This is a genomic window from Rhizobium sp. B21/90 (assembly GCF_019355815.1).
Lineage (GTDB): Bacteria > Pseudomonadota > Alphaproteobacteria > Rhizobiales > Rhizobiaceae > Rhizobium > Rhizobium rhododendri.
In genome coordinates this window covers 1,267,247-1,290,015 of record NZ_CP072162.1, presented here as the reverse complement: position 1 = coordinate 1,290,015, position 22,769 = coordinate 1,267,247, and the positions used below count along the sequence as shown (strand labels likewise).

The 22,769-nt window shown below is 62.5% G+C and carries 22 protein-coding genes; 18 read left to right on the top strand and 4 right to left on the bottom strand.

Translation table 11 applies throughout. The annotated features are described in order from the left end of the window. The first annotated feature begins 185 nt into the window (after window positions 1–185). The 5 genes from J5278_RS06150 to J5278_RS30880 all read left to right on the top strand — a co-directional run bounded on the left by J5278_RS06150 (window position 186) and on the right by J5278_RS30880 (window position 3,018). Window positions 186–1,775: an NAD(P)/FAD-dependent oxidoreductase gene (locus J5278_RS06150; protein ID WP_209184514.1), complete on the top strand. Its 1,590-nt coding sequence runs from the start codon at window positions 186–188 to the stop codon at window positions 1,773–1,775. 25 nt (window positions 1,776–1,800) lie between these two features. Continuing rightward, window positions 1,801–2,307 (top strand): MarR family winged helix-turn-helix transcriptional regulator, encoded by a 507-nt coding sequence (locus tag J5278_RS06145; protein ID WP_142830794.1) that lies wholly within the window; start codon window positions 1,801–1,803, stop codon window positions 2,305–2,307. A 61-nt stretch (window positions 2,308–2,368) separates the two neighbouring features. After that, window positions 2,369–2,668 carry a nucleotidyltransferase family protein gene (locus tag J5278_RS06140; RefSeq protein ID WP_209184515.1) on the top strand — a complete coding sequence of 100 codons (300 nt, stop codon included), beginning with the start codon at window positions 2,369–2,371 and terminating at the stop codon, window positions 2,666–2,668. Continuing rightward, window positions 2,668–2,790, top strand: a complete 123-nt coding sequence (locus J5278_RS30885; RefSeq protein WP_257623391.1) for a hypothetical protein — start codon at window positions 2,668–2,670, stop codon at window positions 2,788–2,790. Before J5278_RS06140 ends, J5278_RS30885 begins: the two co-directional genes overlap by 1 nt. Before the next feature lie 57 nt (window positions 2,791–2,847). Beyond that, on the top strand, window positions 2,848–3,018 hold the full coding sequence (locus J5278_RS30880) for a DUF86 domain-containing protein (protein WP_247749170.1): 171 nt from the start codon (window positions 2,848–2,850) through the stop codon (window positions 3,016–3,018). Between the two features lie 112 nt (window positions 3,019–3,130). On the opposite strand, the gene J5278_RS06130 is transcribed toward J5278_RS30880, so the two are convergent. The 4 genes from J5278_RS06130 to J5278_RS06115 all read right to left on the bottom strand — a co-directional run bounded on the left by J5278_RS06130 (window position 3,131) and on the right by J5278_RS06115 (window position 8,731). Then, window positions 3,131–3,310 (bottom strand): hypothetical protein, encoded by a 180-nt coding sequence (locus J5278_RS06130; protein WP_209184516.1) that lies wholly within the window; start codon window positions 3,308–3,310, stop codon window positions 3,131–3,133. Between the two features lie 263 nt (window positions 3,311–3,573). Continuing rightward, window positions 3,574–4,800, bottom strand: a complete 1,227-nt coding sequence (locus tag J5278_RS06125) for an MFS transporter (protein WP_247749171.1) — start codon at window positions 4,798–4,800, stop codon at window positions 3,574–3,576. Between the two features lie 207 nt (window positions 4,801–5,007). Next, window positions 5,008–6,567, bottom strand: coding sequence for an indolepyruvate oxidoreductase subunit beta family protein (locus tag J5278_RS06120; RefSeq protein WP_209184517.1), 1,560 nt, complete (start codon window positions 6,565–6,567; stop codon window positions 5,008–5,010). Between the two features lie 10 nt (window positions 6,568–6,577). Further along, entirely contained in the window at window positions 6,578–8,731 is a 2,154-nt protein-coding gene (locus tag J5278_RS06115) for an indolepyruvate ferredoxin oxidoreductase subunit alpha (RefSeq protein WP_209184518.1), read from the bottom strand. 371 nt (window positions 8,732–9,102) lie between these two features. On the opposite strand from J5278_RS06115, the gene J5278_RS06110 reads away from it, so the two are divergent. The 13 genes from J5278_RS06110 (at window position 9,103) to J5278_RS06050 (ending at window position 22,768) form a co-directional block, all read left to right on the top strand. Then, complete coding sequence (locus tag J5278_RS06110) at window positions 9,103–10,638, top strand: ABC transporter substrate-binding protein (protein ID WP_209184603.1); 1,536 nt, start codon at window positions 9,103–9,105, stop codon at window positions 10,636–10,638. A gap of 477 nt (window positions 10,639–11,115) precedes the next feature. After that, window positions 11,116–12,123, top strand: coding sequence for an ABC transporter permease (locus J5278_RS06105; protein WP_209187547.1), 1,008 nt, complete (start codon window positions 11,116–11,118; stop codon window positions 12,121–12,123). Continuing rightward, window positions 12,116–13,009 (top strand): ABC transporter permease, encoded by an 894-nt coding sequence (locus tag J5278_RS06100; RefSeq protein ID WP_209184520.1) that lies wholly within the window; start codon window positions 12,116–12,118, stop codon window positions 13,007–13,009. Before J5278_RS06105 ends, J5278_RS06100 begins: the two co-directional genes overlap by 8 nt. Further along, window positions 13,006–13,887 (top strand): ABC transporter ATP-binding protein, encoded by an 882-nt coding sequence (locus J5278_RS06095; protein ID WP_209184521.1) that lies wholly within the window; start codon window positions 13,006–13,008, stop codon window positions 13,885–13,887. The genes J5278_RS06100 and J5278_RS06095 overlap by 4 nt, the downstream gene beginning before the upstream one ends. Beyond that, entirely contained in the window at window positions 13,880–14,722 is an 843-nt protein-coding gene (locus J5278_RS06090) for an ATP-binding cassette domain-containing protein (protein ID WP_209184522.1), read from the top strand. The genes J5278_RS06095 and J5278_RS06090 overlap by 8 nt, the downstream gene beginning before the upstream one ends. 121 nt (window positions 14,723–14,843) lie before the next feature. After that, entirely contained in the window at window positions 14,844–15,446 is a 603-nt protein-coding gene (locus J5278_RS06085; RefSeq protein WP_374108261.1) for a VOC family protein, read from the top strand. A gap of 158 nt (window positions 15,447–15,604) precedes the next feature. Beyond that, on the top strand, window positions 15,605–17,923 hold the full coding sequence (locus J5278_RS06080) for a bifunctional salicylyl-CoA 5-hydroxylase/oxidoreductase (RefSeq protein WP_209184523.1): 2,319 nt from the start codon (window positions 15,605–15,607) through the stop codon (window positions 17,921–17,923). A gap of 9 nt (window positions 17,924–17,932) precedes the next feature. Further along, window positions 17,933–18,721, top strand: coding sequence for an SDR family NAD(P)-dependent oxidoreductase (locus J5278_RS06075; RefSeq protein ID WP_209184524.1), 789 nt, complete (start codon window positions 17,933–17,935; stop codon window positions 18,719–18,721). Further along, a complete protein-coding gene (locus J5278_RS06070; protein ID WP_209184525.1) occupies window positions 18,718–19,569 on the top strand; it encodes an enoyl-CoA hydratase family protein in 852 nt (283 codons plus the stop codon). The genes J5278_RS06075 and J5278_RS06070 overlap by 4 nt, the downstream gene beginning before the upstream one ends. Before the next feature lie 3 nt (window positions 19,570–19,572). Next, window positions 19,573–20,754, top strand: a complete 1,182-nt coding sequence (locus tag J5278_RS06065) for an acyl-CoA dehydrogenase family protein (RefSeq protein WP_209184526.1) — start codon at window positions 19,573–19,575, stop codon at window positions 20,752–20,754. Between the two features lie 14 nt (window positions 20,755–20,768). Then, the gene (locus tag J5278_RS06060) at window positions 20,769–21,956 is read left to right on the top strand and encodes an acyl-CoA dehydrogenase (RefSeq protein ID WP_209184527.1); all 1,188 of its coding nucleotides are present in this window, start codon (window positions 20,769–20,771) and stop codon (window positions 21,954–21,956) included. A 7-nt stretch (window positions 21,957–21,963) separates the two neighbouring features. After that, window positions 21,964–22,395, top strand: coding sequence for a thioesterase family protein (locus J5278_RS06055; protein WP_209184528.1), 432 nt, complete (start codon window positions 21,964–21,966; stop codon window positions 22,393–22,395). After that, entirely contained in the window at window positions 22,373–22,768 is a 396-nt protein-coding gene (locus tag J5278_RS06050; protein WP_209184529.1) for a RidA family protein, read from the top strand. Before J5278_RS06055 ends, J5278_RS06050 begins: the two co-directional genes overlap by 23 nt. The last annotated feature ends 1 nt before the right edge of the window (window position 22,769 follow it).

The following is a 22,769-nucleotide window of genomic DNA, read 5'->3' as shown; positions in this document are numbered from 1 at the left end:
CAAGCGCCTATCCCACTAAGGCAAGCCATCGGAAGCGCCACTTCCCTCCCTCATTCCTGTGCACGTCACAGGAATCCAGCCACGGTACGTCCGCGCCGTGAAGGGACGTCTCTGGGCTCGTCATATACCCTCCCGGCCTCGACGAGCGGGCCCCATCCTCCAACCACTCTTTGCGGGACAACGGCATGAGCAGCCATGACTACATAATCGTTGGCAGCGGCATCAATGCGCTGGTTGCGGCGGCCATGCTGGGCAAGAAGGGTCGCAAGGTTCTGATCCTCGAGCGCAACGAGCGTATCGGCGGATGCCTGCGCACCGAGGAGATTACCGAGCCCGGCTTCGTCCACGACGTCATGGCGACAACGATGGTGCTGTTTCTGACCTCGCCGGCCTACGGGGCGCTCGGTAAGGATCTGGAGGCGCGCGGCCTTGCTTTCTCGCATGCCGACCTGCCAACCGGCGTGCTGCGTCCGGACGGATCGAACGTCATCTTTTCCAGGGATCGCCAGCGCAACATAGCCACATTCGAAGCCCTCTCGGCAGGCGACGGCAAGACTTTCTCCGACGAAATGGACAGGCTCGGAGCGGATGCGCCGTTCTTGTTCTCCCTGCTCGGCGGCGCTCTCTGGTCGGGCAATATCTTGAAGACTGTGTCCCGGCAGGCCTGGGGCCGAGGCCTTCGCAACCTTGCTGCCTGGTTCGGTAGCGCGCTGACGCCCGCGCGCGGCTACCTGCAAACGGCCTACGGCTCGGACCTTGCCCGCGCACTTTGGGCGCCCTGGGTGCTGCATTGCGGGCTCAGCCCGGAAGATGCCTATTCCGCAGAAATGCTGAAGGTCATCGGATTTGCCATCGAACTTGCGGGCTGCCCGGTAGCGACAGGGGGCGCCGGCACCCTGGTCACTGCTTTCGAACGGCTGATTGCGGACCAGGGCGGCACCATCCGTACGGGTGCCGATGTCGCAAGCATCCTGCCCGGCCCCGGCAACGTCGCCGGCGGCGTTCGCCTTGTGAGTGGTGAAACCCTCACCGCCACCGGCGGCGTCATCTGCTCGACGACCCCGAACCAGCTTTATGAGCGCCTGATGGCCGACTGGCCCGGGCCGCTGCCGGCACAGATCCGCAAGGATGTCTCCCAATATCGCTATGGCAAGGGCAACATGCAGATCCACTACGCGCTGTCCGCCCCGCCCCGCTGGAAACATAACCCTGAGCTCGGCCAGGTCGCGTTGCTGCACCTGACCCCCGGCCTCGACGGTGTCTCGCGCGCCTGCAACGAATGCGAACGCGGTCTACTGCCGGCGGAACCCACCGTTTGCGTCGGCCAGCCGGTATCCTTCGACCCCAGCCGGGCGCCCGAGGGCAAGTCCATCCTCTGGCTACAATTGCCGGAAGCGCCGCGCCTGCTGAGAGGCGATGCCGCGGCCAAGATCGAGACGCCGGCGGATGGCCGCTGGACGGAGACGGTGCGCGAACAGTATGCGGATCGCATCGAGGCGCTGCTGGCGAGCCACATCGAAAACTTCGCCGAAATCAGGCTTGCCCGCCGCGCCTATTCTCCGGCCGATCTCGAGACGATGAACATGAACCTCGTCGGCGGCGACCCCTATGGGGGCCATTGTGGCCTCGACCAGTTTTTTCTCTGGCGGCCCTTCAAGTCTTCGGTTAATCACCGCACCCACATCAAGGGCCTGTACCACATCGGTGCGTCGTCCCACCCGGGCCCTGGCCTCGGCGGCGGTTCGGGTTTCCTGCTCGCATCCTCGCTGAAATAACAGGAAGACGAGGAGGCGTGTGTACATGGAAGAACGGTTTTCAGGTGTCGTGCTCAGGCGCAAGGACGATGGCTACGATGCCCGCCCGACCATGGGCGAGATCGGCCTGAACCATTTCGCGCCCTATCTGATGAACCGACTGATGTCCCGCTGGAACGCCAACATGGCCGACGAGCTGAAGGAGCTGGACATCTCGACCGCCAAGATGCGGGCGCTGGCGGTGCTCAGCGTCTCGACGTCAGTGACCATCAACGAGCTATCGATCTTCGCCGTAACCGAGCAGTCGACAATGAGCCGGACGCTGGATTCACTGGAAACCCAAGGCTATATCCGCCGGCAACCGCGCGCCGAAGACATGCGTATCCGCGACGTCTCGATCACCGAGGAAGGCCGCGCCGCCTTCGAGAAAGTCTGGCCGACGATGTACGACCTGCTGCTGCAGATGTTCGACGGCGTCGAGGAAGCCGAATACCGCGCCTTCATCGGAACGCTGCACAAGGTGCTGCATAATATCCGCAAGCACGAGATTTGAGGACATTGGAGTGGCCGCGCTGCGTGGTGACAAAATCTGAGGGAGTTGGTACTATCGGACCATGGACCGGAAAGAAGTCATTACCCGCCTGATAGCCACCGAGCCGCAGATACGCGCGCTGGGTGTTGATGCTCTCTATCTGTACGGCTCATATGCCAGCGACAGCGCGCGCAGTGATAGCGATATTGATGTCTTGGTCGATTTCGGTCCGGAGAGCGGCAAGGGCCTAACAGCTTTCATGATGCCTTACCAACTTTTGGAAGACCAGTTCCCAGGCGTCGAAATTAGTTACGGTACGCGGGAGTCAATTTCGCCTGCCTATCGCGCCTCTGTAGAGCAAAGCGCGATCCGAGTATTCTGATGACCTCAGCGAAGAGTGCGCATGTCCGCTTGCTGCACATTCTTGAAAACATCGATGGCATTCTGTCTGCCACAAAGGATGTGAAGCCGGATGCGATCGCCGACGATTTTTTGGTCCTGTGAGCCATCGAGCGCTGCATTCAGATTATATCCGAGGCAGCGAAGGAATTGCCCTCCGAAATGCGTGCGAGCGAACCCGATATTCCCTGGCGTGCCATTATTGGCATCGGCAATCTGCTGAGACATGAATATTACCGCATTCGGCCGGGCGACCTGTGGGACATTATCCACGTCCACTTGCCCAAACTGCGACCAGCCATTGCAAGGCTTCTGTCAGAGGCAGAACAATGACTGCTACGCCAGTCAGTCCAGCAAATTATCACGCCTTAGATCCCAGCCCCAAAAGCATGGGGCCAGAGTGTTGAGGTAGCCGCTACACATGTCCGGTTCGAACGCTGGCGTGCTATTGGGTCTGGGTAGTGACCGCCGGCTGCGGGCTGGATGCATCGGGGGCGTTGGCCTTTCCGACGAAATACATTCCGCCCACAAAGATCACACAGGCAACCACCGTGATCGCTGCCAGCTTGGCAATCGATCCCACGCTGGTCCGTTCCGTACCAAAACCCATCTCTTCTGAAGTCATCGTTTAAAAACTCCTCCGTTGATGCGAGCGCTTCTCCTCTTCGCTCGCATTTGGGAAGGGTAACACAGCTTTCCCCCGGTTACAGCCCCTAAGATGTAACCAGGCATATCTACACGTATTGCGGTGCAACATGCAGTGGCCGGAGAACTGGCGCAGTGCAACATCGACCGGTTTCGGACCGCACGTTAGACTGCTGGTTTGTTGGGGATCAGCGCGGTTGCGCCGGCTGCAATTGCCGCGATGATTGCGAAGATGTAGAAATTTCACTCGGGCGCAACCGCGATGCTGGCGATATAGCCGCCGATCAACGGCCCCAGCAACGCTCCGATCCGCGCGAAGCTCAGAGCCCAACCGGTGCCGGCAGCGCGGACAGAGGGCTTGAGATAGTGGGCGAGACAGCCGGTCAGGATAAGCGATGCCGACACCGTGCCGAAACCCGCCACGGCCACGACCGCGTAGTTCAGCAGGATCGAACCCTTGAAGGCGAGTGCGGCGATACCGATCGCGCCGAGCAGGTACGACAGGGTGACCGTCAGCTTCACGCCGAACCTATCCGCCCATTGCCCGAGCACGATACCACCGATCGCCGACGTAAAGGAAAAGACGGCAAGGAAGAGCAGGCTGTCGCCAAGATCGTACCCGCTCTTGCGCATGATCTGCGGCAGCCATTGCGCCAGCCCGTAGACCAGCAGCAGCCCCATGAACAGCGCCACCCAGAAGCATATCGTCGCAAAGGCATTCTTCGGTGAGAAGATTTCGCCGAGTGCAGTTCGCCAGCCGACCATCTCCCTGGTGTGGGAAGGTTCCACCGGGACCGGCAGACGGAGCCGCGTGGCCAGCTTCGCAGCCGCTTCGTTGCGCTTGCGGGAGACAAGATAGTCCAGCGATTCTGGCAGCAACCAGGCTATGAGGGGTACGCATAGCAAGGGGAGTGCCCCGATGAGCACCACCGGTCGCCAACCGTAATCCGCAAGCAGCCCCCGACCGACCAAGGCCGCCGCAAACAGCCCGAGCGAATAGCCGGAATACATTATGCCGTAGTTCAGGCTCTTCTTGCTGGCCGGGGAATACTCGATGGTCAACGCGGCGGCGATGGGGATTATGCCGCCGAGACCGAGCCCCGCCACGAAACGGCTGAGGGCAAAGACGGTGGGTGTCGGCGCTGCCGAGGTGACGATCATGCAGACCGCGAACAGCGACAGGCAGCACAGAAACATCGGCTTGCGTCCGTAGAGATCGCTCAGCGTACCGATCAGGATACCACCGACCAGCATGCCGAAAATGGTGTAGCTGCCCATGGCGCCAAGCTGCATCGGCGTCAGACCCCAGGCGCTGTCGGTCGAGAGCGCCGGCAGGATCGCACCGAGCACGCCAACGTCATAGCCCTCAGCAAAAATGGCAAACCAGCACAGGAACACCACCATCAAACCGGTTTTCTGGCGTCTGACAGAGGTCCCCGCGTCGACCCGGGATGCTTGAAGATCGTCCATCCAGTTCCCCTTTATTTGCAACCGTTCCGTCCTCACCCTCATCGCTGTGCTTGTCACAGGAATCCAGCCACGGTGCGCCCTTGGGAAAAGACGTCTCGCCCAACGAATTAGGCACCTGACAACGGTGACGGGCACTAGAACGAGACAAAAGCGCCTCTCCCGCATGCGATGGCCTTCGCCCCAAAGCGTCGGCAATCCCTCCACCCTCTAAAGCGTTGCCACCGTCTTTAGCGCGCCATCGAGCGCGATACCGCTTTCGTCGAGCAGGGCTGCCTGGCGCAGGCGCTTCATCCAGGCGGCACCGTCTTCGCGATCTCGCAACAGCGGCAGCGCCGACATGACCCGGTCGAATTTCGACAGGCCACGGGCGTGGGTGTCGGAGTAGCCCTTGACGAGGCGCCTGTTGTTGAGCACCTCGACGGCCAGATCGTAGTTTGCAGCGAGCAGGCCGGTGGCCATTGCGAGCCAGGCGTCACGATGTGCCATCTCGCGGGAGTGGCGCAATGTTCCCCGGCGTGTGCCGCGCAAGGCCGAGACGGCATAAAGGCTGAGGAACCAGAACAGCGTGCCGGTCTGCACCCTCCGTCCCTTGTTGACGAAGCGATCGAGCCGGGCAAACAGCTTCGGCCGGTTCTCGATCCACATCCCCAGCCGCTTCGGAAGAGTGCCGCAGATCTCCTCCATGCGCGGATGCATATACTCTGTCATGTAGACGATCTGGTCGGCCTTTGCCCCGACCTCCTTGCGAACCCGGTCGAAGCGGGATGAGCGCACCTTGAGGTCGGCAACGCGGATGACATCGTCATAAGCCATAGAGATCGCGACGTATTTCGCTGCCTGAACGGTGAACGCGAAGCCTTTTGCCGCGCCGCCATATCTGCGGTCGAGTTCAAGCAGACTTGCCACGCGGCTCAGATATTCGTCGCCATAGGCCGGATCCTGGAAATCCGTCAGCTTCCTGGCACCGGCGTAGAGCAGTGGATGGGCCTCTTCCGGAAACTCGGCGCGGATGCGGTGGACGATTCTGTCGAGAGAGGGATGGCCTGCCGTCTCGGGCAGCGCCTCGAAATGCTTGTGCGGCGTCGCCGAGACGACATCGTTGGTCCTCGCTGTTGCCCGCTCGAAGGCTGCATTGAAAGCCTTCAGGCTCGGCTCGATGCCTTTTCCGCCGCGGCGAATGGTCGTCTCGAATGCCTCCCTGGAAAAGGGCAGCACACCGGCGGCGGCCAGCGCCCCGAACATGGACGCGGAAATGACGCTGCCGTTTTTGGCCGCCAGCGTATCCATGTCGAAGGCGATAATCCGCTTGGCGGCAAAATCCGTGGCTTCGACGACAACTTCGGGATTGCCGATGCCATCACCCGGCTTCTCCTTCTCGCCGACCGCCAGCGCGCGGTGCGTCGAGGCAATCAGCGTCGTGCGATCCGGCGTCACCAGCCCGCGCAGCACCGAACGGCCCGCTTCCATCAGTTCGGCGGCGAGCACAATATCGACGTCGCCCGGCGTCGGCATCAGCGCGAAGATCGGATGGCGGCCCTCGCGGGCGGGCAACAGTTCGAGATAGTAGATAGTGGCGCCGGTACGCTGGGCAACGCCGGGAACAGACGTCGTCTGTGCCATCCAGCCTTGGCTTTCCGCCAGCCCAACGATCCAGTCGGCAAGCACCCCGCCGCCCTGGCCGCCCATGGCGAGAATGGCAATCGAGATCGGCTTGTCCGTCGACAGGCGAATGGCGCCGACGGCCGTTGTAGCAACATGCTCGTTCATGGCGATCCCCTCAATCTGCAAAGACGATGCGGCTTGCCTTGCGGCGGGCCTGCATCCAGCCGATGACGGCACCGCGCATCCGGGCGAGAAAGCGGTCCCAGCCGGTCGGGTTGTGGATAATATCGGCGCGGTAGAACGACGGACAGAGGATGGCGGCCTCCGCCACCTCGCCGCAATTGCCGCAGCCGACGCAGCTGTTGTCGATGGCAGCGACCGGATCGTCCTTCAGCGGGTCGTCAGTATGTTTCACCGACAGCGACGGGCAGCCGGAAAGACGGATGCAGGCGTGGTCGCCGGTGCAGATGTCTTCGTCGACGCCGAACCGCTCCTTGACCATGCGCTTGCCGTCCTTGACCGCCTTGTTGAAGAGCGGCTTGATCCGGCGCTGCTTGTTGAGCATGCATTCCGACGAGGCAACGATGATCTTCGGGCCGGGCTCCTTGGTCGTCAGCGCCTCGCGAAACGTGTCGCGCATCTTGGCGACATCATAGGTCCGGTCGATCTGGCGCACCCAGGTGGCGCCGATGCCCTTGACGGCATTGACGATCGAGTTGTTGGTCTTGCGCCGCGGATTGTCCGCACGCGACGACAGGATATCCTGGCCGCCAGTGGCTGCCGAATAGAAATTGTCGACGACGAGGATGACGCCGTCCTGCTTGTTGAACACCGCATTGCCGACTGAGGTCGCCAGCCCGTTGTGCCAGAAGCCACCGTCGCCCATGACCGAGATCGAGCGCTTGTCGGCCTCGACATTGAAGGCCGAGGCCGAGGCGGGTCCGAGACCATAACCCATCGTCGTGCCGCCGATGTTGAAAGGCGGCAGGATCGAGAACAGGTGACAGCCGATATCGGCGGCGACATGATGCTCGCCCAGCTCCTGTTCGACCAGCTTCATTGCCGCAAAGATCGGCCGCTCCGGACAGCCGATGCAAAAGCCGGCCGGGCGCGGCGGCACGACTTCGGCGAGCGCCCTGACCTTGGGGTCGTTGAGAACGGGCGACGGATCCGGCAGCGGCGGCTGGTTGCCGAGCAGCACGCGGGCATGGGTCTCGAGGAAGGTCTTGATGCCCTTCATCAGCACCTGCGTCGTATATTCGCCACCCATCGGCAGCGTGTCCTTGCCGGCGATCCGCGTCTGGATGTCGCGGCGGCGCAGGATCGTGTTCAGCGACTGCTCGATATATTCCGGCGCGCCTTCCTCGACCATCAAAACGGCCTTTTTGCTGGCGCAGAATTCGGCCAGCTGGTCATCGATCAGCGGATAGGCGACGTTGAGCACGTACAGAGGCACGGAACAGTTGCCATAGACATCGGCAAGGCCAAGCTGCTGCAACGAGCGCATGACGCCATTATACATGCCGCCCAACAGGATGATGCCGACATCGCCTTCGCTGGGACCGAAATATTCGTTGAGCTTGCGGCGCTTGATAAACTCCACGGCGGCCGGCCAGCGCTGCTCCAGCTTCTGCTTCTCATGGACAAAGGTTGCCGGCGGCAGGACGATGCGGTTGACGTCGCGGACCGGATTTTCCAGCGCCTGGCGCAGCGTGAACTCCGGCCGCTTGTTGTTCTTTGCTTCGAACTGGCCGTGCACATGGCAGCTGCGGATGCCGACCTGCAGCATCACGGGTGTATTGGACGCTTCGGAAAGCTCGAAGCCGGTTTCGACAGCATCGACGATCGACGGCAGGTTGGGGCGCGGATTGAGCAACCACATCTGCGACTTCATCGCATAGGCATGGCTGCGCTCCTGCATGATCGACGATCCCTCGCCGTAATCCTCGCCAATGATGATCAGCGCGCCGCCGGTCACCCCGCCCGACGACAGGTTGGAGAGTGCGTCCGAGGCAACATTGGTGCCGGCCGTTGACTTCCATGTGACGGCGCCGCGCACCGGGTACATCACCGAGGCGGACAGCATCGCCGCCGCTGCTGCCTCCGAGGCCGATGTCTCGAAATGGATGCCGAGATCCTCCATGACATCCTTGGCGTCGGCCAGCACGTCCATCAGATGCGAGATCGGCGAGCCTTGGTAGCCGCCGACATAGGAGACGCCGGACTGCAGCAACGCCTTGGTAATCGCGAGAATTCCCTCGCCGCGGAAGGTGTCGCCCTCCCCCAGCTTCAGGTCCTCGACTTCGCGGGCAAAAGACCGTTCAGCCATTTCAGTTCCCCTTCGCCCTTGTCAGGCGTTTTCTTCAATCATTTGCAAAAGCATATTTTGCGCTTCGACCGGCTGTCAATCAGCAAATGGCCTGAAGCCATCAACATGCGTTACCGCACGCCCGTTTGATCGAAGTAAAAGCAACCTGAGCCGAATAAATATGCAAAAGCATACATTATGCTCAACTTGATCTTGCGCGGTCTCTGGCTGATTCCGGGAAATGGAGACCGACACTGCTATTTTTCTACAACGCCAGAGAATCCGCTTGCGCTTCCCAATGGTTATTTTAAGATTAAAACATTCCGATAATAAATCGCCAGCGGCAGGCCGGCCACAGGTCATCTACCGCTGAACAGGGGAACGGAGTGACCATGGACCATCTGACACGGCGCCAGGCGTTGAGCCTAGGCGCGGCTACTTTCATCACGGGCATTCTCGCTGGCCGGACGGTCGTCGAGGCGGCCGATGTGAATACGCTAACGATCGCATTCAACGTCAACCTGCCGGCCTTCGACCCGACGACAGGCCCCTCGGCCGTCAATCCGACGATCCAGGCGATCTACCGCTCGGTCTTCGACCAGTTCATCGGCCAGGGCCCGGACCTGAAGTTCCAGCCTGGCCTTTTGACGAAATGGGGCTGGAACGACGACAAGACCAAAGTCTGGATGGACGTCCGCGAAGGCGTTACCTGGCACGATGGATCCAAATTCACCCCGGAGGATGTCGTCTGGTCGCTGAACCGCGCCGGCGACCAGAAGGGCGGCAACCCCATCTCCTTCATCTGGTCGACTGCCACCAACTACAAGATCGAGGGCAACCGGATTACCGGGGACGTCGTTCGCTACGAGCCGACCTATTTCATGTGGATGGCCTTCCTGACAGGCTATGTCCTGCCGAAGGATTATTACACCAAGGTCGGCGCAGAGGGCTTCGAGAAGAAGCCGATCGGCACGGGCCCGTATATGGTCGATGCCTACGAGGGCAATTCCTTCCTGCGCCTCAAGGCAAACCCGAACTATTTCGGCGGCAAGCCAGCCTTCGAGACGGTCATTTACAAATTCGTCCCGGATACGACAAGCCGCGTCGCCGAGATCGAATCCGGCTCCTCCGACGTGACACTGGAAGTGCCCTACGAGGATTTCGACCGTCTCAAGAAGAAGAAGGGCCTCGACGGCGTCGCCACGCCTGTCTCCGACATCGGCATGATCTTCATCTCGAATGTCGGCCCTATGCTCGACAAGAACGTCCGCCTCGCCGCCAACATGGCAATCGACAAGGAAGCCATCATCAAGCGTCTGTTGCGCGGCTACGGCAAACCGCTCTCGACGCTCGAGGCCCCAGAATACTCGGCTTACGATGCTGGGATCAAGACGCCTTACGATCCGGAAGGTGCCAAGAAGCTTCTGGCGGCCAGCGGCTTCTCGCCAGAAAAGCCGGTGAAGTTTGCCATCAAGACCACCCGCGGCTTCAAGCCGAAGGACTACGAGATGATCCAGGCAATCGTCGGCATGTGGCGCAAGGTCGGCATCGAAGCGGAAATAGAAGTCTACGAGATCGCCAAGCACTATGAGCTTCGCGCCGCCCACCAGCTCGGTCCTGCCGCCTTCTACAACTGGGGCAATGCCATCGGCGATCCAACGACCTCGACCGGCTTTGCAATGTACAGCAAATCGCCGCATTCGGGCTGGAAGACGGACGATGTCGACAACCTGATCAACCCGCTCTGGGGCGAAAAGGACGAAGCCAAGCGCATCGCGGGCTGGAAGGCGGTCGATAAGTATATTGCCGAAGAGGGATACGTCATCCCGCTGCTGCAATATGCCCAGCCGATCCTCTACAAATCGAGCGTCAAGGTCACCCCGAACGTCTCGGGCGCCCTGCAAGCAGCACAGGTAGCGAAGGCCTGATAGAGGTTTGGACGCAAGCCACGGGCTAATCTCCCCCGTTGTGGGGGAGATGTCGGCCAAGCTGACAGAGGGGGTTGGTCGCCACGCACTTCCACAGTGACGAGCGACACCTGTGCCTTGTCCCGAACATCCGTAGGCGCCCACTCATCAGTCGTTCGGTCATCTTCCCGCCGGCGGGGAGATGAATTCCTCTTCATTGGCCAATTCAGCCTTATTCGATCGAACGGGCACCGACATGAGCCTATGGCGGCACCAGACCATCCTCCCTCACTCCTGTGCTCGTCACAGGAATCCAGTGCGCCCAAGTCCTTGGGCGCGGGAGATATCACGGCTAGACGCATCGAGTTCTCTAACGGTGCCCCTATTGCGACGATCAACAGGTGGCAGGATGCCCAGGGCTGATGCCGCCGTGACTTTCACCAGGAAGCGGCCGAGAATTGGCTTATGCCACTGCCTGAGGGCCGGAAGCCATAATCCATGATAGCCATTGCCATTCTCAATCGCCTGGTCATGGCCCTTGTCACGCTGTTCGGTGTGGCGCTGATCGTCTTCGTGCTTTTGCGCGTTGTCCCCGGCGATCCGATTGCCATGATGATCTCGCCAGGCGCGACACCGGCCGACATCGCCGCGATGCGCGCCCATTACGGGCTCGACGCCAGCCTTCCGGTGCAGTTTGGCCTGTGGCTGAAGGCTGTCGCGATCGGTGATTTCGGCACCTCGATCTCGCTGAAGCGCAGCGTCCTCGGCCTGCTCGGCGACCGGCTTCCGGCTACCCTCGAGCTGGCCTTTGCCGCCCTGGTGCTGGCAGTCCTGCTCGGTGGTCTTGTGGCGATTGTTGGCACACTGGTACGCCGTACCATCCTCGAGCCGATCATCGACAGCCTCAATGGGCTTTTCCTCGCCGTCCCCGATTTCGTCTGGGCGCTGGCCCTTGTGCTGGTCCTCGGCGTTGCCTTTCCGCTGTTTCCGCTGTCGGGCCGCATCGATCCTAGTATCGACGCGCAGTTCCACACACCCTTCTACCTGATCGAGAGCTTTGTGACCCTGCGCTTTCAGATCTTTGCCGACGTTGCCGCCCATATGGTGATGCCCGTGCTGGCTCTAGGCCTGCCGCTTGCCGCCATCGTCGCCCGGGTGCTGAAAGCAACGCTTTCGGAGGCGATGCTGCAGGACTACATCCTGCTTGCAAGGCTGAAGGGCATGTCCAACCTGCGGCTGGTGCTGCAGGAGGCGCTGCGCAATGCCGTCGGACCGACCATTGCGCTGACCGGCGTGCAGTTCACCTTCCTCATCGGCGGCACCGTCATCGTCGAGCGCATCTTTGCCTATCCGGGCATCGGCAACATGGCGATCGACGCCGTCATTAATCGCGACCTGCCGCTGATCCAGGGGCTGGTGCTGGTCTTCGGCCTGCTGTTCATCGTCATCAACCTGCTGGTCGACGCGCTCGTCGCGGCCTTCAATCCGAGGCTGGCTCATGGCTGAGATCGTTGCATCCACTGCGCCGAGAACGCCGTCACGCTCCGCAAGACGCCTGCTGGCCCTGCTTCGCGAGCCGAAAGTCCTACTGGGCGGCGGCTTTATCCTTTTGCTGGTCATCCTTGCCGTCTTCGCACCCCTCATTGCCCCGAAGGACCCGCTCGAGCAGGACCTGATGTCCGGCACCCTGCCCCCCGCTTGGATGGATGGCGGCGACCAGAACTTCCTTCTCGGCACCGACGATCTCGGCCGCGACGTGCTGTCGCGCATGATATTCGGCACCCGTATCGCCCTGACCGTTGCCTTCGTGGCCGCCGGGCTTTCCGCACTGATCGGCACCTTGCTCGGCCTGTTTGCCGGCTGGTACGGCGGGTGGCCGGACCGTATCATCTCGCGGCTGGTCGATATCTGGATGGCATTCCCGCCGGTGCTGCTGTCGATCCTTCTGGTCGCCGTGTTCGGCTCGGGCGTCCATTCGGTCATTGCCGCCATCGTCATCATCGACTGGACCCGCTTCTGCCGCGTCGTACGCTCGGAAACCCAGGCGCAGGCGCAGATGGACTACGTCACCGCCGCCCGCACCATCGGCTTCTCCAGGCTGCGCATCCTGTTCTCGGAAATTTTGCCGAATGTGGCGCCCGTCCTCATCGCGCTTGTCAGCCTCGAAATGGGCATTGCGGTCATCGTCGAAGCCATCTTGTCCTTTGTCGGCCTTTCCGTCTCCTCGGACACGCCAACCTGGGGCGGCATGATCGCCGAGGGCCGGCAGATTATCCATGACGGCTGGTGGGTATTGGTGGCGCCGCTGCTGGCGCTATTTGCGACTGTGCTGGCCTTCAACCAACTCGGCGATGGCCTGCGCCGCGCCCTCGACCCGGTGATGCGCCGATGACCCAGCCGCTTCTCTCGATAACCGGCCTCAGCGCCGTCTCCGACCGCGACGGCGGCGCGCCGATCCTGCGCGATGTCGGGCTGACGCTGGAGCGCGGCGAGGTTCGGGGCCTCGTTGGCGAAAGTGGCGCCGGAAAATCGACCATCGCCAAGGCGCTGCTCGGCATCCTTCCGCGCACTGTCCGCGTCGTCGGCGGCTTTATCAATTTCGAGGGCCGTGACTTGCTACGGTTGCCGCAGAAGGAACTGCGCTCGATCATGGGCAGCGAGATCTCGCTGATTCCACAGGATCCGCAGACGGCCCTTAATCCGGGACGCCGCATCGAGGCACAACTGACCGACGGTCTTCGCCTGAAGCGCGGCCTGTCGTCGAAGGAGGCCGCTCAGCGGGCGCTAAAACTGCTGGAAGAAGTTCATATCCACGATCCCGAAAGGGTACTGCGCTGCTACCCGCACGAACTTTCCGGCGGCATGCGCCAGCGCGTTCTGATTGCCGCCGCCTTCGCGCTGGAGCCTAAACTTGTCGTCGCCGACGAGCCGACGACGGCCCTCGACGTGACCGTGCAGAAGCAGATCCTGCGGCTGATCCGCCGCCTGCAGGAGGCGCACGGCACCGCCGTCATCTTCGTCACCCACGACCTCGGCGTCGTCGCCCAGATCTGCGACAGCGTCACCCTGCTCTACGCTGGCAAGGTCATCGAGGAAGGTCGTACCGCCGAGGTGCTGTCGACCCCGCGCCACATTTACACGCAAGCCCTGATCGCAGCCGGGCCACGCTACGACCGTCCAAACGCCGGCCTGACGCCGGTGCCGCCCGAAATCTTCGAAGAACTCCGCCGCGAGATTGGCCTTCACGACGGGAGCCGCAGCCATGTCTGAGCCCCTACTCACGGCCACTGGCCTCGAGGTCACCTATGGCGGGCGGCGCACATTGGCCGGCCGTCATGTCGATGGCGTCAAAGTGCTGCACGGCATCGATATCGCCGTCCAGCGTGGCGAGACCATTGGCATCGTCGGCGAGAGCGGTTCGGGCAAGACGACGCTCGGGCGGGCCCTGTTGCGGCTGGTCGACACCTCGGCCGGCGAGATCCGCTTCGACGGGACGGATATCACACGTCTGCCGGATGCCAGGATGCGGCCGTTGCGGCGCCGCATGCAGATGATCTTCCAGGATCCGATGGCCTCGCTCAATCCGCGCCACTCGATCCGTCGCATCCTCGTCGAGCCGCTGCTGCTGCACGGCGTCGCCAGGGATCGGCGTGAAGCCGAGCGCAAGGTCGCTGCGATCCTCGATCGGGTGACGCTGCCGCAGGCCTGCCTCGACCGCAATCCGCACGAACTCTCCGGCGGCCAGCGCCAGCGGATCGGCATTGCAAGGGCGGCGCTGCTGGAACCGGATTTCGTGCTTGCCGACGAGATCGTCTCGGGCCTCGACGTCTCTACGCAGGCTCAGGTACTCAACCTGCTGAAAGAGCTTTCGACGGATCTTGGCCTATCGATGGCTTTCATCAGCCACGATCTCTCCGTCATCCGCGCCATCTGCGACCGCGTCTACGTGATGCGGCAGGGCCGCGTCGTCGAGGAAGGGCCCTGTGAGCGCGTCTTCGCCGCGCCCGCCTCCCAATATACGCGCCTGCTACTCGACGCCATTCCACTGCCCGAGGTCGACCCGGACTGGCTCTGGCGCGTCAGCGAAAACGAGGACTCGGCCTGACCTTAGGCCGAGCAGTATGTGCTTGCCATAGCCATGAGATACGCACCGGGGCCGCGGGCCTTCGGGGCGGAGGAAGACTGGTGCCTTCCGGAAAACGCCCGCCAAACAGGGGAACGTAGAAATGAAGAAGCATATCACGGCCTTCGCATTTGCCATGACCACTGCCCTCTCCAGCGCTGGTATCGCGTATGCCGACGGCATACCCGGCATGCGCGGTCACGACCACACCGGCATCACCGTGCCCGACATGAAGCAGGCGCTTGACTTCTTCGTCGGCGTCGTCGGCTGCGAAAAAGCCATGTCCTTCGGCCCGATCTCCGACGACAAGGGCACGCTGATGACCGACCTCGTCGGCGTCGATGCCAAGGCCAAGATCGACCAGGTGACGCTGGTGCGCTGCGGCTACGGCTCCAACATCGAGATCTTCCAGTACGAGGCCCCCGACCAGCGCGACCTCAAGGCCCGCAACAGCGATATCGGCGCCTTCCACATCGCCCTCTATGTCGACGATGTCGGAGCCGCCAAAAAATATCTCGACGGCAAGGGCATCGCCACCCGCATGGGGCCTGTGCCGATGAACGACGGCCCGATTGCCGGGCAGACGATCATGTATTTCCAGGCCCCCTGGGGCCTGCAACTCGAAGCCATCAGCTATCCCAAAGGCATGGCCTACGAGAAGGAGTCCAAGGTGATCCTGTGGTCACCCAAGGACCCCGCGAAATAGGGCTGCGACACTTTGGCTGCCTGGTTTCGCTGGAAATCGGGCGGCCGGCGGTCACTTCCCGCAATTGCGACTTGACGCCCAGAGGCTGCGTTTATATTTTAAACTTCAAATAACTTGCGACGCGCAGCGACCTGCAACATGACAGGGAAGGATTCACGATGAAAATCGTTTGTATCGGCGGCGGCCCGGCCGGGCTTTATTTCGGGCTGCTGATGAAGAAGCTGCATCCCGGCCATTCCATCCGCATCGTCGAGCGCAACAAGCCCTACGACACCTTCGGCTGGGGCGTGGTGTTTTCCGACGCGACGATGGAATCGATGAAGGTCTGGGATCCGGAGAGTGCCGCCGAGATACAGGACGCCTTCAATCACTGGGACGATATCGAAGTCTGGTTCAAGGGCACGAAACAGCGCACCTCCGGCCATGGCTTTGTCGGCATCGGCCGCAAGAAGCTCCTCAACATCCTGCAGCGCCGCTGCGAGGCGCTGGGCGTCGAGCTCATCTTCGAGACCGACGCAACATCCGACCTCGATTACCCCGACGCCGATCTCGTCATCGGCTCCGACGGGCTGAACTCCAAGATCCGCAACCATTATCCGGAGATCTTCCAGCCGGACATGATCACCCGGCCGAACCGCTATATCTGGCTCGGCACCAACAAGCTGTTCGATGCCTTCACCTTCGATTTCCGCAAGACGGATCACGGCTGGTTCCAGGCGCATATCTACAAGTTCGACGAGAACACATCGACCTTCATCATCGAGACGACGGAAGAGGCCTATCGGGCCCACGATCTCGACACCATGGAACAGCAGGCCTCGATCGACTTCTGTCAGGACCTGTTTGCCGAAGCGCTGGACGGCGCGCCGCTGATGACCAATGCCCGCCACATGCGCGGCAGCGCCTGGCTGAATTTCAACCGGCTGATCTGCGGCAAGTGGAGCCATTTCAACGGCAATTCGCACGTGGTGCTGATGGGCGATGCCGCCCACACGGCACATTTCGCCATCGGCTCCGGCACAAAGCTTGCCATCGACGACGCCATCGAGCTAGCCCGCCAGTTCGAGATCCACGAGCACAGCGCCGACAAGATCCCGGCCGTTCTGCATGCCTACGAGGAGATCCGCCGGGTCGACGTCGCCCGCATCCAGAACGCCGCGCGCAACGCGATGGAATGGTTCGAAGTCGTCGGCACCCGCTATGCCGACGCGCTGGAGCCGGAACAATTCATGTATTCGATGCTGACCCGTTCGCAGCGCATCAGCCACGAGAACCTGCGGCTGCGCGACAGGCACTGGCTGGAAGGCTATGAGCGCTGGTTTGCCGAGAAATCCGGGCTGACGGTGGGCAACGGCCGCTGCCTGCCGCCGATGTTCACGCCCTTCACCCTGCGCAACATTACCCTGCCGAACCGCCTCGTCGTGTCGCCGATGGCGATGTATTCGGCAAAGGACGGCTTGATTAACGACTTTCACCTGGTTCACCTCGGCGCTCGCGCTCTGGGCGGTGCCGGGCTGATCTTTGCCGAAATGACCTGCGTCTCTCCGGATGCGCGCATCACGCCCGGCTGCCTCGGTCTCTGGAACGAGGAACAGGCCGCCGGCTGGCGCCGAGTCGTCGATTTCATCCACGGCAATGGCGATGCCAAGGTCGGGATCCAGATCGGCCATGCCGGCCGCAAGGGTTCGACCAAGCTCGCCTGGGACGGCATCGACCAGCCGCTCACCGACGGCAACTGGCCGCTGATCTCGGCCTCCGCCATTCCCTACCTGAAAAACAGCCAGGTGCCGAAGGCGATGGACCGCGCCGACATGGACCGCGTCAAGGCCGACCACGTCCGCTCGGTGCAGCTTGCCGTCACCACCGGCGCCGATTGGCTGGAGCTGCACTGCGCCCACGGCTACCTGCTGTCGAGCTTCCTGTCGCCACTGACCAACCAGCGCACCGACGAATACGGCGGCAGCCACGAAAACCGCGCCCGCTATCCCCTGGAGATCTTTGCCGCCATCCGTGCCGTCTGGCCGGACGACAAGCCGATTTCCGTGCGTCTCTCCTGCAACGACTGGGCCGACGGCGGCAACACGCCTGAAGACGCAGCCATCTTTGCGCAGATGTTCAAGGATGCCGGCGCCGACCTGATCGACTGCTCCTCGGGACAGGTATCGAAGGAGGAGAAGCCGGTCTATGGCCGCCTGTTCCAGACGCCGTTTTCCGACAAGATCCGCAACGAGATCGGCATTCCGACGATCGCCGTCGGCGCCATCTCGGAGGCCGATCATGCCAATTCCATCATCTCGGCCGGTCGCGCCGATCTCTGCGCCATCGCCCGGCCGCATCTCGCCGATGCCGCCTGGTCATTGCATGAGGCCGCAAAAATCGGCATCACTTCCATTCCCTGGCCAAAACAGTACCAGTCGGCCAAATCGCAGTATGAAAACAATCTCGCCCGTGCGGTTCCCGCCGCGCCGGCCAAGTGAGAGCCTGACATGACCCATTCGGGCAGACTTGGCGGCCGCCATGCGCTCGTCACCGGAGCCGGAAGCGGCATCGGTGCGGCGATTGCTCGTGCTCTGTCCGCCGAGGGTGCCAACGTGACGCTCGCCGGCCGGCGGCTGGAGCCGCTGCAGGCGCTGGCCTCCGAACTTGGCGTGGCGACCTTCGTTGCGGACGGCTTCGACGTCACCAGCGCAGACGCCATCGCCGCAGGCTTTGCAGCCGCGAAGGCTAAATTCGGTCCGGTCGATATCCTGGTCAACAATGCCGGCGAGGCCCCGAGCGCGCCCTTCGAAAAGACCAGCCTCGAGATGTGGTCGCGGGTCATCGCTGTCGACCTGACTGGTGTATTCCTGGTGACGCAAGCGGCAATGACGGATTTGCGCGCCCATGGGCAAGGCGCCCGTATCATCAACATCGCCTCGACCGCCGGCCTCACCGGCTATGGCTATATTTCGGCCTACACCGCCGCCAAGCACGGCGTGATCGGGCTCACCCGATCGCTGGCGGTCGAGCTTGCCAGGACTGGCATCACCGTCAACGCGGTCTGCCCCGGCTTCACGGATACGCCGATCCTCGAGCAGTCAATCGAAAGGATCGTCGAGAAGACCGGCCGAACGCGCGAACAGGCGAAAGCGGAATTCACCAGATCCAATCCGCAGGGGCGGCTGGTGAGACCCGAGGAAGTTGCGGACACCGTGATATGGCTGGCCTTGCCCGGTAGCGCGTCTATCAACGGCCAGGCAATCGCCGTCGCAGGCGGGGAGGTTCTAACGGGATGAGCGAGCGCGACATGACGATGCAGGGCCATCTGCGCCCCTTCAGGGACTATCGGCCGAAGACCTTCCTCTGGGATGTCAGCGAAGACGGACGGGTGGCATTGCTGCGGCTGAATCGCCCGGAACGCAAGAACCCGCTGACCTTCGACAGCTACGCCGAGCTGCGCGATCTCTTTCGCGACCTCGCCTATGCCTCCGACGTCAGAACCATCGTCATCACAGGTGCCGGCGGCAATTTCTCCTCAGGCGGCGACGTGTTCGAGATCATCGAGCCGTTGACACGCATGGCCATGCCCGAGCTGCTGGCCTTCACACGCATGACCGGCGATCTCGTCAAGGCGATGCGCAAATGCCCGCAACAGATCATCGCCGCCGTCGATGGGATCTGCGCAGGTGCCGGCGCGATCCTCGCCATGGCGTCCGATTTGCGCGTGGCGACGCCGGAGGCCAAGACCGCCTTCCTGTTTACCCGCGTTGGGCTTGCCGGCGCCGACATGGGTGCCTGCGGAATGCTGCCGCGCATCATCGGCCAGGGCCGTGCCGCCGAATTGCTCTATACCGGCCGCTCCATGTCGTCGACGGAAGGCCATGCCTGGGGGTTCTACAATGCCCTTCATGCGAGCGCCGATCTTGAGACCGAAGCCACCAAGCTCGCCCGCTCGATCGCCGATGGCCCTTGGTTTGCGCATGGCATGACCAAGACCATGCTGAACCAGGAATGGGCGATGGGCATCGACGAGATGATCGATGCGGAAGCCCAGGCCCAGGCGATCTGCATGGCGACACAGGATTTCCGCCGCGCATTCGAGGCCTTCGCCGAAAAGCGCCGGCCGGAATTCAAGGGAGACTAGGCGATGCAGCCGGTAGCCGCCCTGAAAGGACCGACCCGCGACCATCTCGACTGGCCGTTCTTCGACGCCCGTCATCGGCAGTTCGCCGAACGGCTCGATGCCTTCGCCGCATCGACACCGATGGCTGCCATCGATCACACCGATGTCGACGGCGCCTGCCGCAAGCTGGTACGCGCACTTGGCGATGCCGGCCTACTGGAAGCCGCCGTCAGTGCGCCCGACGACCCGACGCCGATCGATTCCCGCAGCGTCTGCCTCGCCCGCGAAACGCTCGCCTGGCACGATGGACTGGCCGATTTCGCCTTCGCCATGCAAGGCCTCGGCACCGGCGCCATCGGCCTGTCCGGCTCCGGGGAATTGCGGTCGGCCGTATTACCGAAAGTCCGCTCCGGCGAATGGCTGGCGGCCTTCGCTTTGTCGGAAAAGGATGCCGGCTCCGATGTCGCCGCGATGGCCTGTGCCGCCCGCCTGGAAGGCGACCACTACATTCTCGATGGCGAGAAGACCTGGATTTCCAACGGTGGCATCGCCGATGTCTACACCGTTTTTGCCCGCACCGGCGAAGCACCGGGCACGCGCGGTATCTCTGCCTTCGTGGTCTTTGCCGACGACCCCGGCTTTTCGGTCACAGAACGTATCGAGGTGATCGCGCCGCATCCGCTGGCAACGATACGCTTCGACGCGTGCCGCATCCCGGCATCGCGACGCCTGGGCACACCCGGCGAAGGCTTCAAGATCGCCATGCGCACCCTCGATATCTTCCGCGCCTCGGTGGCAGCCGCCGCCCTCGGCTTTGCGCGCCGGGCCCTGGATGAAACGCTCGTTCATGTCCAGGAGCGCCCGATGTTCGGCGCCAGGCTTGCCGACCTCCAGTTGACGCAGGCAGCGCTCGGCGATATGGCGACCGGCATCGATGCGGCGGCTCTTCTGACCTACCGCGCCGCCTGGCGTCGTGACGTGCAGCAGCTGCCGACGACGCGCGAGGCGGCGATGGCCAAGATGACGGCAACGGAGACAGCGCAAGTCGTGATAGATCGCGCCGTCCAGCTGTTTGGCGGGCGCGGCGTGAAAACGGGCGAGATAACCGAGAAACTCTACCGCGAGATCCGCGCGCTGCGCATCTACGAAGGTGCGACCGAAGTGCAGAAGCTGATCGTCGCGCGCGAACTGCTGAAATCAAAGTGATGGGAGAGAAACCAATGGCGCATAGCCGCGAGATATTCGACTGGGCCGACCCTTTCCGTCTGCAGGACCAGCTGACCGACGACGAGCGCATGGTCCACGACACCGCACGTGCCTATGCGCAGGACAAGCTGGCGCCGCGCGTGCTGGAAGCATTTCGCCATGAAAAGACAGACCCGGCGATCTTCCGCGAAATGGGCGAACTCGGCCTGCTCGGCCCGACCATCGCACCCGAATACGGCGGCTCCGGCCTCGGCTATGTCGCGTACGGCCTGATCGCCCGCGAGGTCGAGCGCGTCGATAGCGGCTATCGCTCGATGATGTCGGTACAGTCCTCGCTGGTAATGGTGCCGATCGATGCTTTCGGCTCGGAAGACCAGAAGCAGAAGTACCTGCCGAAGCTTGCCACCGGCGAGTGGATCGGCTGCTTCGGCCTGACGGAACCGAACCACGGCTCCGACCCCGGCTCGATGGCCACCCGCGCGAAAAAGGTCGACGGCGGCTACCAGCTGACTGGATCGAAGATCTGGATTTCCAACTCGCCGATTGCCGACGTCTTCGTCGTCTGGGGCAAGACCGAGGACGGCGTCATCAGGGGCTTTATCCTCGAAAAGGGCTGGAAGGGTCTGACGGCACCGGCCATCCACGGCAAGGTCGGCCTGCGCGCCTCGATCACCGGCGAAATCGTCATGGACAACGTCTTCGTGCCGGAAGAAAACCTGTTGCCCAACGTCACCGGCCTCAAGGGCCCGTTCACCTGCCTGAACTCGGCCCGCTACGGCATCGCGTGGGGCACGCTCGGGGCTGCCGAGGATTGCTACGCCAGGGCACGCCAATACGTCCTCGACCGGCATCAGTTCGGCCGGCCGCTCGCCGCCAACCAGCTGATCCAGAAGAAACTCGCGGACATGACGACGGAGATCGCACTTGGCCTGCAAGGTTGCCTGCGGCTCGGCCGGATGAAGGAGGAAGGCCATCCGCCTGTCGAACTGACCTCGATCCTGAAGCGCAACTCCTGCGGCAAGGCGCTCGACATCGCCCGCAACGCCCGCGACATGCTCGGCGGCAACGGCATTTCCGACGAGTTCGGCATCATCCGCCACATGGTCAACCTCGAAGTGGTCAACACCTATGAGGGCACCCACGATATCCATGCCCTGATCCTCGGCCGTGCCATCACCGGCATTGCCGCCTTCGCGAACTGAGGCTGTCGTGGCATTCAAGACGACAAGACCGTTGCGCTTCGGCGATTGCGATCCCTCCGGGATTGCATATTTCCCGTCCTACCTGAACATCCTCGTCGGTGTTCTCGAGGACTATTTCGCAGCGCTCGGTTTTCCCTGGAAGACGATGATCGAAGAGCGGCGGATCGGTGTGCCGACCGTCCGCCTCGACCTGACCTTCTCGTCACCGGGTTTTCAGGGCGACGACCTGGAATTCGTCGTGATCGTCCGCCGCATCGGCCGCGCCTCCCTCGATCTCGAGCATCAGGTTTCGGCCAGGGGCAAGATCCTCTGGACCGCCACCCACCGCGTCGTTGCCACGAACCTCGACACACAGCAATCGCTTGCCTGGCCGGACGACATCAGGGCCGCGCTGGAACACCATCTGGAGAAGACCGATGCACACGATCCTGCAGCCTGAGGGCTGGGCCAAGCCGATCGGATACGCCAACGGTGTCGCCGCGACTGGTCGCACGGTATTCGTCGGCGGCCAGATCGGCTGGAATGCCGCTTGCGAGTTCGAAAGCGACGATTTCGTCGATCAGGTTCGCCAGACGCTTTCCAACATCGTCGCCATCCTCGCCGAAGGCGGTGCCGGGCCACAGCACATCACGTCCATGACCTGGTATTTCACGGACAAGGCCGAATACCTCGCCAACCTCAAGGGCGTTGGCCAAGCCTACCGCGACATCATCGGCCGGCATTTTCCGGCGATGGCTGCAGTGCAGGTCGTCGGCCTCGTCGAGGACCGCGCCAAGATCGAGATCCAGGCTACCGCCGTCGTTCCGGAATAGG